Raw genomic sequence first — 15595 nt, forward strand, 5'->3', positions numbered from 1 at the left:
ACTTGAGAGGGGAAGCGATGAGCGAGCAAATCTCTCAGAGGTCAAACGCTTGGAGCCGACTACGCTCGAACATCGGCGGCGAAATGCTCGCCGAGTTTCTCGGGACAGCCGTCATCATCCTGCTCGGCTGCGGCTCGGTCGCGGTCGCGGTGGTGGGTCTCCCAGGATCCGGTCGGCAGTCGGTCGATTTCGGTGCGTCCAACTGGCTGATCATCGCGTTCGGCTGGGGCTTCGCGGTGATGTTCGCGGTCTACATGACCGCCGGCGTCAGCGGCGCGCACCTCAACCCCGCGGTGACTCTGGCCTTCGCCGTCCGGCGGAAGTTCGCGTGGGCCAAGGTGGGGCCGTTCTGGTTGGCCCAGGTGCTCGGGGCCCTGGCCGGCGCCGCAGTGGTCTACGCCGTCTACCACGATGCCATCGACGCCTTCAACGCCGCGCAGAACCCACCACTGTCGCGACCGGACTCATTGGGCACGTTCTCCATCTTCGCGACCTTCCCGGCCGAGTACTTCGGCAACGGGGTGTGGGGACCGCTGCTCGATCAGATCGTCGGCACCGCGATCCTCGTCGGGATCATCGCGGCGTTGATCGACAACCGGAACAACGCCCCCGAGAGTAACTTGGGGCCGGCCCTGATCGGCTTCGTGGTCGTGGGGATCGGGCTGTCGTTCGGCACGAACGCCGGTTACGCGATCAACCCCGCGCGTGACTTCGGACCGAGGCTGCTGACCCTGTTCGAAGGATGGGGGAACAAGGCGTTCCCCGGCAACGGTGACTGGTTCAGCAATTACTGGTGGATCCCGATCGTCGGGCCACTCGTCGGTGGTTTGGTCGGCATTCTGATCTACGACCTCCTCATCGGCCAGGTCCTGACGGCCCGGGAGAAGGCTCCCGGCGAGTTCCTGCCTGAGCCGGGGCGCGTCCCTGCCGACCAATCGGCCGAGAGCCAGCGGACGAGTGCCGAATGATCGGCAAGATCACCGTTCCGATGGAGCTCGCCAGAGCGAGGGAGCAACGATGACTTCGTACGTAGCCGCGATCGACCAGGGCACCACGTCGACCCGCTGCATGATCTTCGACCACTCCGGCCGGGTGGTCGCCGTCGACCAGCGCGAGCACGAGCAGATCTTCCCGAAGGCCGGCTGGGTCGAGCACAACGCGGAGGAGATCTGGGAGAACACGCGCGCCGTCGCCGCGGGCGCGCTCGCCAAGGCGGACCTGACCTCCAAGGACATCGCCGCCGTCGGCATCACCAACCAGCGCGAGACGGCCCTGGTGTGGGACCGGAACACGGGCAAGCCGGTGTACAACGCGATCGTCTGGCAGGACACGCGCACGGACAAGATCGTCGGCGAGCTCGGTGCGCTGGGCGGTGGCCAGGAACGCTATCGGCAGAAGGTCGGCCTCCCGCTCGCGACGTACTTCTCCGGCCCGAAGGTCAAGTGGATCCTCGACAACGTCGAGGGTGCCCGCGCGAAAGCCGATGCCGGTGACCTGATCTTCGGCAACATGGACACCTGGGTGCTGTGGAACATGACGGGCGGCGTCGACGGCGGCATCCACGTCACCGATCCGACCAACGCGTCGCGCACGCTGTTGATGGATCTCGACACGCTGCAGTGGGACGCGGACATCGCCGCGGAGATGGGCATTCCGCTCTCGATGCTGCCGGAGATCCGCTCGTCGTCGGAGGAGTACGGCAAGGTCCGCGAAAAGGGCGCGCTCGCGGGTGTACCGATCGCCGGGATCCTGGGCGACCAGCAGGCGGCGACGTTCGGCCAGGCCTGCCTTTCACCCGGCGAGGCCAAGAACACCTACGGCACCGGCAACTTCGTGCTGCTCAACACCGGCACTGAAAAAGTCATGTCGGACAACGGCCTGCTCACCACGGTCTGTTACAAGATCGGCTCCAACGACACGGTCTACGCGCTCGAGGGTTCGATCGCCGTCACCGGTTCGCTGGTGCAGTGGCTGCGCGACAACCTGGGCATGATCGCCTCGGCCGCAGAGATCGAAGAACACGCCCGCACGGTGGAGGACAACGGCGGCGCGTACTTCGTGCCCGCGTTCTCCGGTCTGTTCGCGCCGTACTGGCGCTCGGACGCGCGCGGCGCGATCGTCGGCCTCACCCGGTTCGTCAACAAGGGTCACCTCGCGCGGGCAGTGCTCGAGGCGACCGCGTTCCAGTCGCGTGAGGTCATCGACGCGATGGACGCCGACTCCGGCGTGCCGCTGAAGTCGCTGAAAGTCGACGGCGGCATGGTCGTGAACGAGCTGCTCATGCAGTTCCAGGCCGACATCCTCGGCGTGCCCGTGATCCGGCCGGTGGTGGCCGAGACCACCGCGCTGGGCGCGGCCTACGCGGCCGGGCTGGCCGTCGGGTTCTGGGAGTCGGAGGACGACATCCGCACGAACTGGGCGCAGGACAAGCAGTGGGACCCGTCGATGGACGAGTCGCGCCGCGAGTCGGAGTACCGCAACTGGAAGAAGGCCGTGACGAAGACGTTCGACTGGGTCGACTGACCTGAGGCGTTTGGTTCGGCGAACGGCCCCCGTCCGGGTTCGAACGGGGGCCGTTCGCGTTCTTTGGCTACAGCCGTACGGCGGTTGTCCGGTCAGGCTCCCCAGCCCTCTTGGGTCCCGGACTGCTCGTTGGGTGCCATGAGCTGGAAGGACGCGCCCTGGTTGTCCTTGGCCATGAGCATCCGTCCGAACGGCGTGTCCACCGGGTTTTCGGTCACGGTGCCGCCCAGCTCGGGGATCTTGGCCGCGGCGGCGTCGACGTCGGCGGACCAGAAGTAGGTCATCCAGCCCGGTTCGTAGTCGCCGCTCGCCTGGCCGAGGCCGCCGGTCGGGCGGCCGTCGACGTCGAGTGTGGCGTAGGTGAACTCGTCGTTGGAGATGTCGTTGAACGAGTAGCCGAAGACGTTGCCGTAGAAGGTCTTGGCGGCGGCGAAGTCGCGGGACATGTTCTCGTTCCACGCGAGCGCGCCCGGTGCGAGCGTGACCTCGGTGCCGTGGTGCCGGCCGGCCTGCCAGAGGCCGAAGACGGAACCCGTCGGGTCCGTCGCGATCGCCATGCGGCCCTGGGTCATCACGTCCATCGGCGGGGCGACGACGTGGCCGCCGGCCTCGGTGATGGCGGCCACGGCCTTGTCCACATCGGACACGGCCAGGTACGTGGTCCACGCGGCCGGCATCCCGGCTTGCTCGGCCGGGATCTCCCCCACCCCGGCCACCGGACGGCCGGCGAGCTGCGCCATGCCGTAGTAGCCCGTTTCGGGGCCGCCGAACTGGACATTCCAGCCCAGCAGGCCCTCGTAGAACGTCGCGGCCGCGGTTCTGTCGGGCACCATCAGGTCGACCCAGCACGGCGTGCCGTCGGGCCAGCGTTCGTCGCGGAACAACATCTGCACTCCCCATGATCAGTTGCGGATTGTGTCTGCGGCCACAGTCTTGCACCGCTCACCGACAAAACCGGAAACCATCACGAACGAGCAGCGATCAGTGACCGTCGGCGACGAGTCGCGCGTAGACGATCACGTTGTCCTCGTAGTTGTGTGCTGCGCGGTCGAACGCGCCGCCGCACGTGATGAGCCGCAGCTGCGCGTCGGGAGTGTCGCCGTACACCGCGTCGCTCGGGAACACGTCCTTCGGCACCTGGTCCACCTTGGTCACTTCGAAGTGCGCCGTGCTGCCGTCTTCCCGCTTGATCGACACCTGGTCCCCGGGCGCCATTTCCTTGAGGCGGAAGAAGATCCCCTCGTGCTTGTTGCCGTCCACGTGCCCGAGCACCACCGCCGGGCCCCGTTCGCCGGGCGTCGGCGAGTACTCGTACCAGCCGGCCTGCAACGGCGTGCTCACCGGCGGTACCTGCACGGTGTTGTCGGCGTCGAGTCCCAGCGGGACGAGCGTGGAGTGCGCGTCGATCTTCGGGATGTCCAACGACACCGGTGCGGACTTCGGCAGCACCACGGCCGTGGGCGCCCGCGGCGGCAGCTCGATCGAATGCGGCGGCGACACCGGCGCACTCGGCGCGCCGGCCGGAGCAGCGCACCCACCCAGCACCGCCGCGGCGGCGAGCACCACGACGGCGAACGACTTCCTGATCACGACTCCCCTTCGGGTCAGGGGTGACACCAGACCACCCAACCAGGTGACGGACCGGGGTCGCCGGAGGGCCCCCGCTCGCTCCGGCGCCGGTCCTCGCCTCAGCCGCGCGGACGCCGCCGCACCAGCACCGCCGCGGCCCCGCCGAGCGTGAGCACGCCCATCGCGCCCGCGGCCATCGCGAGCCCGGAGGACGAGCCGTCGACGGGACCGTCCGTGCCGCCCGTCTGCGGCGCGCCGACCGGGATCTCGGTGACCTGTTTCGGCGCCGTCGGCGGCGTCTGCGCGGCGGGCTCCGGCGGCAGGACCTTGAACGACTGCGAAGCCGTCACCTCCCCGCAGACGAACGTGACCGCGTACGTGCCCGGCTTCGCGTCCTTGTTCACCGTGCCGACCGTCTGGTACACCGGCGCCGGATCGAGGTGCTGCGGCGAACCGACCGGGCCCAGCTCTTCGAAGGTGACCACCGGCGACGAGAGCTTCCTGCTCGTCTTCGGGTCGCAGCCCGCACGCACGGTCACGGTGTCGCTCGCGCGGCCCGCTCTCGGCATCACGGACAGGTTTGCCTTGGGCGGCGCGGGAGCGTCCGACGTCGGCGGGGCCGGCGTCACCGTGCTCGACGGCGGTCGGTCCGGTGTGGTGGTCTCGGCCGCGAACGCCGGCGCCCCCGTGAGCAGGCCGGCCGCGAGAATCGATGAGAAAATCGCGATGCGTTTCATGAAATTACCCCTCGAGTGATTTTTCCGCAGTGGAGAACAGCGGATTCCGCAACCCCACGCGTACAGTTCCCCCTGCCACGCGGGCGCGTTGCTCCGACACTCCCAAGACGTCTCTGACCTGCACCGGGTTGTCAGACGCGGTAACAATCGCGGTACGGCGGGAACTCGTTCCAGCGCACGAAAAAGCCGCCGGGAACAATTCCCGGCGGCTGTTCGATCGAGGGCGACCTATTCGGCGAGGCTGCCGTCGCCCGCCTTCGCGGCGCCCGCGGGGACCTTCGTCACCTGGGCGGCCGGCACGGAAAACGTGGTGCTGTAGGTCTTTCCGCCGCACGCGACGGTGAGCGGGTAGTCGCCGGCGGCGGTGCCGGGCGCGAGGTCGGCGTCGGCGGAGACGGTGGCGTGTACGCCGATGAAGGGGCCGAAGTCGTAGTTCGTGAACTTCAGCACGGGCGAGCTGAACGTGGTCGAGCCGGCTTTGGCGCCGGGGCAGTCGGCGAGGGCGACGTTGGATTCGCCGCGCTGGAAATGGTTCACCAGCCCGCGCAAGGCCGCCGTGTCCTGGTTCAGCTGCACGGTCACGGCCGGCGCGGGCGCCGACGCGAGTGCAGGCCCTTCGGTCGCCGCCACCGCTTGGCCGGCCACGGCGACCGTCCCGATCGCCACCACCGCAACGAAAACCGCCCTCTTGCGCACCCTCGGCCCCTTGTCCCGCTCAGTCATCAGCCTGTCACCGCACAAGACGCGGCGAGCGACGCGGGGTTGCGCGGAAACGGAAAAACCTTCGAACCAGATCGATCAGGGTCAGTCGAGGTCGTCGTGGCGCATCAACTGGCGCCCGGCCTCGGTGATCGAGCCCGACAGCGACGGGTACACCGAGAACGTCAGCGCCAGGTGGTCCACCGTCAGCTGGTTCTGCACGGCCAGCGCGATCGGCAGGATCAGCTCGCTCGCCGACGGCGCCACGACCACGCCACCGACCACCACACCGGTCGCGGGGCGGCAGAAGAGCTTCACGAAACCGCGGCGCAGACCTTCCATCTTCGCCCGCGCGTTGGTGGCCAGCGGCAGCATGATCGTGCGCGCGGGCACCTCACCGGAGTCGATGGCGTGCTGGCTGATGCCGACGGTCGCGATCTCCGGGTGCGTGAACACGTTGGCGGCCACGGTCTTCAGCTTGATCGGCGCGACGCCCTCGCCCAGCGCGTGCCACATCGCGATGCGGCCCTGCATGCTGGCGACCGACGCGAGCATCAGCACGCCGGTGCAGTCACCGGCGGCGTAGATGCCGGGAACGCTGGTGCGCGACACGCGGTCGACGGTGATGAAGCCACCGGGGCCGGGCTCGATGCCCACACGGTCGAGGCCGACGTCGGCGGTGTTCGGAATGGACCCGACGGTCATCAGCGCGTGGCTGGCCTCGATCACGCGGCCGTCGGCCAGGTGCACGGCCACGCCCTTCTCCGTGCGCTCCACGCGCTCGGCGCGCGCGTGCTTCGCGACGGTGGTGCCACGCTGCGAGAAGACCTCCTCGAGCACCGCGGCGGCGTCGGCGTCTTCGTGGGGCAGCACGCGGTCGCGGCTGGACACCACGGTGACCTTCACGCCCATCTCGGTGTAGGCCGACGCGAACTCGGCGCCGGTGACACCCGAACCGATCACGACGAGGTGCTCGGGCAGCTCGGTGAGGTCGTAGAGCTGGCGCCAGTCGAGGATGCGCTCACCGTCGGGCACGGCGCCGGGCAGCACGCGCGGGGTGGCGCCGGTGGCGATCAGCACGACGTCGGCCTGCAGCGCCTCCGTGGTGCCGTCGGCGTGGGTCACGGCGACCTTGTGCGTCGCCAGGCCCGGCTCCTCGTCGCAGAAGCGGGCGGTGCCGTTGACCACCCGCACGCCCTCGCGCTGCACGCGGGCGCGGATGTCGGCCGACTGCGCGAGCGCGAGACCCTTCACCCGGCCGTGGACGGTCGGCAGGTCGACGCTCGTGTCGGCCAGGTCGGTGTTGATGCCCAGCTCACCGAGGTCGTGCATCTTCGCCAGCGCGCCGGACGACGCGATGAACGTCTTCGACGGAACGCAGTCGTAGAGGACACAAGCGCCGCCCAGGCCGTCACGCTCGACGATCGTCACGTCGGCGCCGTGCTGAGCGGCGACCAAGGCGGCTTCGTAACCCGCCGGGCCCCCGCCCATGATCACGATCCTGGTCACCTGAGGTCCTCCTCGATACGCGTGTGGCCGGTGGGTCCAACGGTACGCGGAGGGGTCTCTTGCCGAGCGAAGTGGCCGGACACGGCATGTGCATCCGCTTGTGCGCGGAGCGGGTCGCTAGGCTGTCGCCCGTGCCGTTGTATGCCGCTTACGGATCGAACATGGAGCCCGCCCAGATGCTGGAGCGCGCCCCGCACGCACCGATGGCCGGCACCGGCTGGCTGGAGGGCTGGCGGCTGACCTTCGGGGGCGAGGACCTCGGCTGGGAAGGCGCGCTGGCGACCATCGTCGAGGACCCGGCTTCCCGCGTCTTCGTGGTGCTCTACGACGTGACCTCCCTCGACGAGGCCGGCCTCGACCGCTGGGAAGGCGGCGAGCTCGGCATGCACAACAAGATCCGCCTGCGGGTCCAGACCATGGACGGCTCGGTGCTCGCCTGGCTGTACGTGCTCGACGCGTACGAGGGCGGCCTGCCCTCCGCGCGCTACCTGGGCGTGCTCGCCGACGCGGCCGAGGCCGCCGGAGCGCCTGCGGACTATGTGGATGACCTGCGCACCCGGCCGTGCTCCGGGATCACCGGCTGACCACAGGCCTGTGGACAACTCGGCGGATTCACGCGCCGACCTGGGCATCATGAACGGTGTTCACCATCAGCCGGTAAAGCTCTGACACCGCTTCACGCTTCCTGCTTGCGACGCTTTGTTTCGCGGCCGTCGCACGTGTTGTCAAAGGTGCCTATCGGCGACGTGAACCCGTTGGGGTGTAAGTAAAAACGCTGGTTTCAAGCACTTGCGCGGAAGCGCCTCGGCGGCTTTTGATCACCCGCTGTGAATACGCCGGTCGTCGGCTCACTCAGGGTTCACGAGACCGGGTGAAATAGGTGTCCCCAGGGCTTTACGTAGACGCAAAAACCACCCGCTTGAGTTATCCACAGCTCGGCTGTGCTGTGGATAACTCAAGCGGGTGAGGCTGTGGACAACTCAGGCCAGAGCGGCCAGGGCGGTGTGGACCAGTGTTCGGACACCGACCATCAGCGCCCGCTCGTCGAGCGTAAAGGTGGGGCGGTGGATGTCGGCCTGGGGCGCCGGCGGACCGGCCCACACGCCGAGGCGGGCGAACGCGCCCTGGACGTGCTCGAGGTACCAGCCGAAGTCCTCGCCGCCGGAGGACTGCTCCGTGCCGGCCAGGCCCTGCTCGCCGAGAGCGGCTTCGACGCCCGCGCGCAGCAGCGCCGTGGACTCCGGGTCGGAGACGACCGGCGGCACGCCGCGGCGGTAGTCGAGCGAGAAGCCGACGCCGGTCGGCGCGAGCAGCGACTCCACGGACGACGCGACGAGCGGTTCGAGCGCCGTCCACACCTCGTGGTCGGCGGTGCGCAGGGTGCCGCGCAGCACCCCGTCCTGCGGGACCGCGTTGGCGGCCTGGCCCGCGTGCACCGCCCCCCACACGAGCACCGTGCCCGAGCGCGGGTCGACGCGGCGGGACAGCACCGACGGCAGCGACGTGATGACCGTGCCCAGCGCGTACACGAGGTCCGCGGTGAGGTGCGGCCGCGACGTGTGCCCGCCGGGCGAGGTGAGGCGCAGCTCGATCAGGTCGGCGGCCGAGGTCAGCGCGCCCACGCGGGTGCCGATCTTGCCGACCTCCAGCCGCGGGTCGCAGTGCAGGCCGTAGATCCGCTCGACGCCTTCGAGCGCGCCCGCCGCGATCATGTCCAGCGCGCCGCCGGGCATGACCTCCTCGGCGGCCTGGAAGATCAGGCGCACACGGCCGGGCAGCTCGGGAGCGCCGGCCAGCGCGCGGGCCGCGCCCAGCAGGATGGCGGTGTGGGCGTCGTGCCCGCACATGTGGGCCGCGCCCTCCGTGGTGGAGGCATACGGCAGACCCGTGTCCTCCGTGAGCGGCAGCGCGTCCATGTCGGCCCGGAGCGCGACGCAGCGCTCGCCCTGGCCGATGTCGCACACCACGCCGGTGCCACCGGGCAGCACCCATGGCTTGAGGCCGACGGCGCGCAGCAGCGACACGACCAGCTCGGTCGTCGCGAACTCGTGCCGCGACAGCTCCGGGTGGGCGTGGATGTGCCGGCGCCACGCGAGCACGTCGGTGACGTTGGCCCGCAGCCAGTCGTCCAACCAGAACGGGCCGCGGCCCGCACCGAGATCCTCCACAGGTGCCATGCTGACGCCGGCTTCGGTGATCAGCGCGGTGGGCGCCTCGATCGGGTTGGCCATGCGACCCTCGGAATCACCTGGAACGTCCGGACGTGAATCAAGCACCGTCACGCCGCACCTCCTCCCGCAACACGAGTGGCGCCTGGGGACCCGCACCGTGCCGTTCGATCTGTCGTACGCATTTGCAGATGATCGTGCACCATGCAGGTGGCAAGCCGCGCGCCGCGACGGCGGACCCGAGACGGCCGGTACCGGATCTGCGTTGAACGGCCCGACGAAATTCGGTCAGGGTGAACGGGGCGGGTTCAGCCGTTGCCCTTCTTGCGCTTCCGCCGCCCGAAGAAAACGATGGCGAGCAGCACGACGGCGATCCCGCCCGCGATCAGCTTGTTCCGCGTCTTCTGCGCGTTGGCCTTGTCGGTCTGCGTCGGGTCCAACACCGGACCCGGCGCCGCCTGCCGCGGGGCCGGGAGCAGCGCTTCCGCAGGTGCGGCCGTCTGCACCTGGACCTGGGATCGAGCCTGAGCCGGCGCCTCGACGACGGCCGCCTGCGCCGGAGCCGCGCAGTACAACAACGCGCCCAGCAGGCCGACCACCAGCAGTCCCCGCACCTTCGCCATGACATCCCTTCTACGGCACTGCGTCGCATTCTGCCCGCCGAACGGCCGCGACGTCAGCCGCCACGCGGTGGAGCCCCTCCGCTCAGCACGCGCCACCGCCCGCCGACCGCATCTCCACACGGTGACCGGTCGTCACGGAGCGTGGAGCGGTCGTGAGGTCAGACCAAAGTAGTCACTTCGGGGGACCGTTCATCAGCCGAACGGGGCCGGTGGGCCACCGAGGGTGGGTTCAGCGGGCCGGTCACCGCCTCGCCGCCTCGAACGTGAGCCGCGCTGCGCAGTGAGAGAAAGTGAACACCACCGCCTTCAGTAGTCACATATCGGGCATCTTCTACTCCCGCTCGTGCAGCCTCGACTGCCCACATGGCACTCCGCGCCCCAATGCGGCGTTGGGTGCGCTCAACGCACCGAACGCCGCATTGGGTGCGCTCAACGCAACCAACGCCGCATTGGGGTGCTTTCAGCCGTCGGTCGGGTCGGTCGGCTCGCCGAACGCCGTGAGGATCCGCTCCGCAGCCAGCGTCGCCGTGAGTTCGCCGTCGCGGACCGCGCGTTCGACGTCGTGCACCTGCGCGCGCACAGACGGGTGTGAGGTCAGCCGGTCGAGGAGCTGCTCGCGGACCATGGACCAGGTCCAGTCGACCTGCTGTTGCCGGCGGCGGGCGTCGAGCTCGCCCGTGTCCTGCATCAGCGAGCGGTGGCGGCCGATGGTCGCCCACACCTCTTCGAGGCCGGAGCCCTCGAGGCCGCTGCACGTGAGCACCGGCGGCGTCCACGGCGCGTCCTTGCCGTAGATCATCCGCAGCGCGCCCGAGAGCTCGCGGGCCGCGCGGGCGGCGTCGCGCGCGTGGGAGCCGTCGGCCTTGTTCACGGCGATGACGTCGGCCAGTTCGAGCACGCCCTTCTTGATGCCCTGCAGCTGATCGCCCGTGCGGGCCAAGGTCAGGAACAAGAAGGAGTCGACCATGTTGGCCACCGCGACCTCGGACTGCCCGACACCGACGGTCTCCACCAGCACCACGTCGAAGCCCGCCGCCTCCATCAGCACGATCGTCTCGCGGGTCGCCCGCGCGACCCCGCCCAACGTGCCCGAGGTCGGAGACGGGCGGATGAAGGCCCGGGGATCCACGGCCAGCCGCGACATCCGGGTCTTGTCGCCGAGGATGGAGCCGCCCGTGCGGGTGGAGGAGGGGTCGACGGCGAGCACGGCGACGCGGTGGCCGGCCGTCGTGAGGTCCGTGCCCAGCTGGTCGATGAAAGTCGACTTGCCGACACCGGGTACGCCCGTGATGCCGACCCGCTGGGCGCCCCCGGCGTGCGGCAGCAGTTCCACGAGCAGCTCCTGGGCCTGCGCCCGGTGGTCCGCCCGGTGCGACTCGACCAGCGTGATCGCCTTGGACAGGGTGCCGCGGTCGCCCGCGAGCACGCCCTTCGCGTAGGCGGCGACGTCGATCCTGCGCGGCAAGGCTCAGGACTCCTGGTGCGCGAGCTGCTCCAGCAGGCCGATCGCCGCGTCGGCGATGACCGTGCCCGGCCCGAAGATGGCGGCGGCACCGGCGGTGCGCAGCTCGTCGTAGTCCTGCGGCGGGATGACGCCACCCACGACGACCATGATGTCCGACCGGCCCAGCTCGGCAAGCTCGTGGCGCAGCGCCGGCACGAGCGACAGGTGCCCGGCGGCCAGCGAAGACACGCCGATCACGTGCACGTCGGCTTCCGAAGCCTGGCGCGCGACCTCACCGGGTGTGGAGAACAGCGGGCCGACGTCGACGTCGAAGCCGAGGTCGGCGAAGCCGGTGGCGATCACCTTCTGGCCGCGGTCGTGGCCGTCCTGGCCCATCTTCGCGATCAGGATGCGCGGGCGGCGCCCCTCGTCCTCGGCGAACTTCTCGACGAGCGCACGGGCCTTCTCGACGTTGTCCGACTTCCCCACCTCTTCCCGGTACACCCCGGAGATCGTGCGGATCTGCCCGGAGTGGCGGCCCCAGATCTTCTCCAGCGCGTCGGAGATCTCGCCGACGGTGGCTTTCGCGCGCGCGGCGTCGATGGCCAGCGCGAGCAGGTTCCCGCCGCCCTGGGCACCTTCGGTCAGCCGCCGCAACGCGTCCTCGGTGGCCTGCGGGTCACGCTCGGCGCGCAGCCGCCGCAGCTTCTCCAGCTGCTGGGTGCGCACGCCCGCGTTGTCGACCTTGAGCACGTCGATCTGCTCGTCGTCGGTGACCTGGTACTTGTTCACGCCGATCACGGGCTGGCGACCGGAGTCGATGCGCGCCTGCGTGCGCGCGGCGGCCTCCTCGATGCGCAGCTTCGGGATGCCCTCGTCGATCGCGCGCGCCATGCCGCCCGCGCTCTCGACCTCCGTGATGTGGCCCCACGCCTTGCGCGCGAGGTCGTAGGTCAGCTTCTCGACGAACGCGCTGCCGCCCCACGGGTCGATCACCCGCGTGGTGCCCGATTCCTGCTGCAGCAGCAGCTGCGTGTTGCGGGCGATGCGCGCGGAGAAGTCAGTGGGCAGCGCCAGCGCCTCGTCGAGGGCGTTGGTGTGCAGCGACTGCGTGTGGCCCTGCGTCGCGGCCATCGCCTCGACGCAGGTGCGCGCGACGTTGTTGTACACGTCCTGCGCGGTCAGCGACCAGCCCGACGTCTGCGAGTGCGTGCGCAGCGAAAGCGACTTCTCCGACTTCGGGTCGAACTGCTTCACCAGCTTCGCCCACAGCAACCGCGCCGCACGCAGCTTCGCGACCTCCATGAAGAAGTTCATGCCGATCGCCCAGAAGAACGACAGCCGCGGCGCGAACTTGTCCACGTCCAGCCCGGCGTCGACACCCGATCGGAGGTACTCGACGCCGTCGGCCAGCGTGTACGCCAGCTCCAGGTCGGCGGTCGCCCCGGCTTCCTGCATGTGGTAGCCGGAGATCGAGATCGAGTTGTACTTCGGCATGTTCTGCGAGGTGAACGCGAAGATGTCGGAGATGATCCGCATCGAGGGCTGCGGCGGGTAGATGTAGGTGTTGCGGACCATGAACTCCTTGAGGATGTCGTTCTGGATCGTCCCCGCGAGCTGCTCCGGCTTCACCCCCTGCTCCTCCGCCGCGACCACGTAGAGCGCGAGCACCGGCAGCACGGCGCCGTTCATGGTCATGGACACGCTCATCTTGTCGAGCGGAATGCCGTCGAAGAGCTGGCGCATGTCGTAGATCGAGTCGATCGCCACGCCAGCCATGCCGACGTCGCCGGACACGCGCGGGTGGTCGGAGTCGTAGCCGCGGTGGGTGGCCAGGTCGAAGGCGACCGACAGGCCCTTCTGCCCGGCCGCGAGGTTGCGGCGGTAGAAGGCGTTGGACTCCTGCGCGGTGGAGAACCCGGCGTACTGGCGGATCGTCCACGGCTGGTTCACGTACATCGTCGGGTACGGCCCACGCAGGAACGGCGCGATGCCCGGGTACGTGCCCAGGAAGTCCACATCGGACAGATCCTCGGCCGTGTACACCGGCTTCACGCCGATGCCCTCGGGTGTCTCCCAGGCCAGCGCGTCGGGGCCCTTGCCGGTGGCGTCCTGCACGGCCTGCGCCCACGCGGCGCGGTCCCCCGGCTCGGGAGTGCCGAGCGGGACGTCGGCGAAATTCGGGATGCTCATGCCGACGCCTCCATAAGGAGTTTCACGCCGGCTGGCCCGGAGGCGCCGGCATGAATTTCGATGATTCGCTTGCAAGCTGCGCTCATGCGGTCACTCCCAGCTGTGCGTGGATGCCGGTCAGGACTTCGAGCGCGTCACAGCCGGCGAAGACATTGCCGCTCACACCCGGGTAGCTCGCCTTGCCGGCGAGCAGCACCGTCTCGGCGCCGAGCGCGGCAGCGACGTCGGCCGCCTGCTCTTCGTACGCGGCGTCGGTGCCACAGAGGCACGCGACGCGCGCACCGCTTTCCCGGAACGCGGCGGCCAGATCGTCGGTGGCGCCCGGGTTCACGGGCTCGAGGCCGCCGGCCTGGAACAGGTTCGCGGCGAACCCGGCGCGCGTGGTGTGCGCGGCGACGGGACCGAGCGTGGCGAGGAAGACCTTCGGCCGTTCGCCGTGCTCGGCCAGGTACTGGTCCGACGCGTCGCGCAGCCGTTCGAACGCTTCGGCGTAGCGGTGGCGCGGCAGGCCACCGTCCACAGGGGACTCGAAAGCTTCCCTGGTCACGGGTTTCTCGGCCAGGTTCGGGAACTCGCTCACACCCGTGATCGGGTCGCGGCGCGTGGCCAGGCGCTTCGCGCGCTTGTCCCACGTCGCGGCCAGCCGCCCGGCCAGCGCGCCCGAGGCCAGCTCGGCCTCGACGCCGCCCGCGCCTTCGATCGCGGTGAACTCGGCCCACGCGGCTTTCGCCAGCTCGTCGGTGAGCTGCTCGACGTACCAGGAGCCGCCGGCCGGGTCGATCACGCTGCCCAGCTTCGACTCCTCCAGCAGCACCGCGTTGGTGTTGCGGGCGATGCGCGCGGAGAACGCGTCGGGGAGGCCGATCGCGGCGTCGAAGGGCAGCACGGTCACGGCGTCCGCACCGCCGACGCCCGCGGCGAAGCACGCGACGGTGGTGCGCAGCATGTTCACCCACGGGTCGCGCTGCGTCAGCATCGCGGGTGAGGTCACGCCGTGCTGGTGCATACCACGCGCAGCGGCGGGCGCACCCGAAACTTCGAGCACGCGGTCCCACAGCCGGCGGGCGGCGCGGAACTTGGCGATGGTGAGGAACTGGTCGGCCGTGGCGGCCAGGCGGAACTCCAGCTGCGCGGCCGCGTCGGAGACGTCCAGACCGGCTTCGGTCAGCGCCCGCAGGTACGCGACGCCGACGGCGATCGTCGCGCCCAGCTCCTGCGCGTCGGAACCACCGGCCTCGTGGAACGGCAGACCGTCGGCGACGAGCGTGCGCACCTTCGGGTACTTCGCGGCGACACGCACGGCCAGCTCGGCGGCCGGAGTCACGGGCAGCGCTTCGCCCGTGCGCGCACCGACGCCGATCGGATCCGCGCCGAGCACGGCGACCGCCTCACTGGGCGGAATTTCCCGCTCGGCCAACACGTCCAGCAGCGCTTCGGCCGCGGCGGCGTACTCGGCGCCGGCGTCGAGGACCACGGGCGCGAGGTCGAGATAGACCTCGTTGAGCGCGTCGGCCAGCGCTTCGAGCGGGAGCGCTTCGCCGCCGACGCGCAGCCACACGGACGTGGCGCCGCCTTCGAGGTCGGCGAGGATCGCGGTGTTGGTGGCCTTGGCGTCGGCCCGCAGGTGGCGCACGCGCACGTCCCACCCGGTGCCGACCACGCCTTGGGGCCGCGCGCCGCGGACGAACGGCGGCAGACCCGGGTAGCCGGGCTCGCCGAGGGCGTCTTCGCGCGTGTACAGCGGCTGGATGTCGATGCCGTCGTACGTGTGGGTGACGAGTTTGCTCTCCGGCGCGCCCGCGAAGTCCTCCGGCAGGCGGCCGCTCTTGCGCAGCACTCCCGCCACGAGTTCCTGCCACCGGGCCCGGTCGGCGGCCGGAAACTCGGCCGCCAGCGCGAGCTCGGGTTCGGAGATCGGCACCGACTCCGGCCCAGCCACGTTCGTCATACCCAGTGATGGTAGAGGCACGCCAGTGCCGGCACCTGTGACTCTAGTCGCCCCACCGGAGTGTTCAGGGGTATTCGTGGAACACGGGTGGGCAGGTCTTGCACACTGGGTCGAAGAGTGTCGGTGCCTTACGACACAATCAGGGGGTGTCCTCCTCGAAGGAAGAGCCGAACTCGAAAGAG

At 69.9% G+C, this 15595-nt stretch carries 14 protein-coding genes; 4 read left to right on the forward strand and 10 right to left on the reverse strand.

Annotated elements, in window-relative coordinates:
* The first annotated feature begins 17 nt into the window (after positions 1-17).
* Both QRX50_RS02885 and glpK read left to right on the forward strand, forming a co-directional pair.
* A complete protein-coding gene (locus QRX50_RS02885) occupies positions 18-968 on the forward strand; it encodes an MIP/aquaporin family protein (protein WP_285970443.1) in 951 nt (316 codons plus the stop codon).
* Positions 969-1017: 49 nt separating this feature from the next.
* Complete coding sequence (gene glpK / locus QRX50_RS02890; protein ID WP_285970444.1) at positions 1018-2523, forward strand: glycerol kinase GlpK; 1506 nt, start codon at positions 1018-1020, stop codon at positions 2521-2523.
* A 92-nt stretch (positions 2524-2615) separates the two neighbouring features.
* Here glpK and QRX50_RS02895 read toward each other — a convergent pair whose 3' ends face one another.
* The 3 genes from QRX50_RS02895 to QRX50_RS02905 all read right to left on the reverse strand — a co-directional run bounded on the left by QRX50_RS02895 (position 2616) and on the right by QRX50_RS02905 (position 4577).
* Positions 2616-3410: a VOC family protein gene (locus QRX50_RS02895; RefSeq protein WP_285970445.1), complete on the reverse strand. Its 795-nt coding sequence runs from the start codon at positions 3408-3410 to the stop codon at positions 2616-2618.
* A gap of 94 nt (positions 3411-3504) precedes the next feature.
* Positions 3505-4113 (reverse strand): class F sortase, encoded by a 609-nt coding sequence (locus tag QRX50_RS02900; protein ID WP_285970446.1) that lies wholly within the window; start codon positions 4111-4113, stop codon positions 3505-3507.
* 98 nt (positions 4114-4211) lie between these two features.
* The gene (locus QRX50_RS02905; protein ID WP_285970447.1) at positions 4212-4577 is read right to left on the reverse strand and encodes a hypothetical protein; all 366 of its coding nucleotides are present in this window, start codon (positions 4575-4577) and stop codon (positions 4212-4214) included.
* Here QRX50_RS02905 and QRX50_RS02910 point away from each other — a divergent pair.
* Positions 4570-4848 carry a hypothetical protein gene (locus tag QRX50_RS02910; RefSeq protein ID WP_285970448.1) on the forward strand — a complete coding sequence of 93 codons (279 nt, stop codon included), beginning with the start codon at positions 4570-4572 and terminating at the stop codon, positions 4846-4848. The genes QRX50_RS02905 and QRX50_RS02910 overlap by 8 nt on opposite strands.
* A gap of 209 nt (positions 4849-5057) precedes the next feature.
* Here the strand turns inward: QRX50_RS02910 and QRX50_RS02915 are convergent, their stop codons facing one another.
* Positions 5058-5552, reverse strand: coding sequence for a hypothetical protein (locus QRX50_RS02915; protein WP_285970449.1), 495 nt, complete (start codon positions 5550-5552; stop codon positions 5058-5060).
* An 81-nt stretch (positions 5553-5633) separates the two neighbouring features.
* The gene (locus QRX50_RS02920) at positions 5634-7037 is read right to left on the reverse strand and encodes an NAD(P)H-quinone dehydrogenase (RefSeq protein WP_285970450.1); all 1404 of its coding nucleotides are present in this window, start codon (positions 7035-7037) and stop codon (positions 5634-5636) included.
* A 131-nt stretch (positions 7038-7168) separates the two neighbouring features.
* Between QRX50_RS02920 and QRX50_RS02925 the strand changes: the two genes are divergently transcribed.
* On the forward strand, positions 7169-7621 hold the full coding sequence (locus QRX50_RS02925) for a gamma-glutamylcyclotransferase family protein (RefSeq protein WP_285970451.1): 453 nt from the start codon (positions 7169-7171) through the stop codon (positions 7619-7621).
* Positions 7622-8017: 396 nt separating this feature from the next.
* Here QRX50_RS02925 and QRX50_RS02930 read toward each other — a convergent pair whose 3' ends face one another.
* From QRX50_RS02930 to QRX50_RS02950, 5 genes are all read right to left on the reverse strand, one after another.
* Positions 8018-9319, reverse strand: a complete 1302-nt coding sequence (locus tag QRX50_RS02930; RefSeq protein ID WP_285970452.1) for an amidohydrolase — start codon at positions 9317-9319, stop codon at positions 8018-8020.
* Positions 9320-9513: 194 nt separating this feature from the next.
* Positions 9514-9828 (reverse strand): hypothetical protein, encoded by a 315-nt coding sequence (locus QRX50_RS02935; RefSeq protein ID WP_285970453.1) that lies wholly within the window; start codon positions 9826-9828, stop codon positions 9514-9516.
* Between the two features lie 460 nt (positions 9829-10288).
* Positions 10289-11293, reverse strand: a complete 1005-nt coding sequence (gene meaB, locus QRX50_RS02940; protein WP_285970454.1) for a methylmalonyl Co-A mutase-associated GTPase MeaB — start codon at positions 11291-11293, stop codon at positions 10289-10291.
* Positions 11294-11296: 3 nt separating this feature from the next.
* The gene (gene scpA / locus QRX50_RS02945; RefSeq protein WP_285970455.1) at positions 11297-13465 is read right to left on the reverse strand and encodes a methylmalonyl-CoA mutase; all 2169 of its coding nucleotides are present in this window, start codon (positions 13463-13465) and stop codon (positions 11297-11299) included.
* An 82-nt stretch (positions 13466-13547) separates the two neighbouring features.
* On the reverse strand, positions 13548-15413 hold the full coding sequence (locus QRX50_RS02950) for a methylmalonyl-CoA mutase subunit beta (protein ID WP_285970456.1): 1866 nt from the start codon (positions 15411-15413) through the stop codon (positions 13548-13550).
* Between the last annotated feature and the right edge of the window lie 182 nt (positions 15414-15595).

It is taken from the genome of Amycolatopsis sp. 2-15, from assembly GCF_030285625.1.
Lineage (GTDB): Bacteria > Actinomycetota > Actinomycetes > Mycobacteriales > Pseudonocardiaceae > Amycolatopsis > Amycolatopsis carbonis.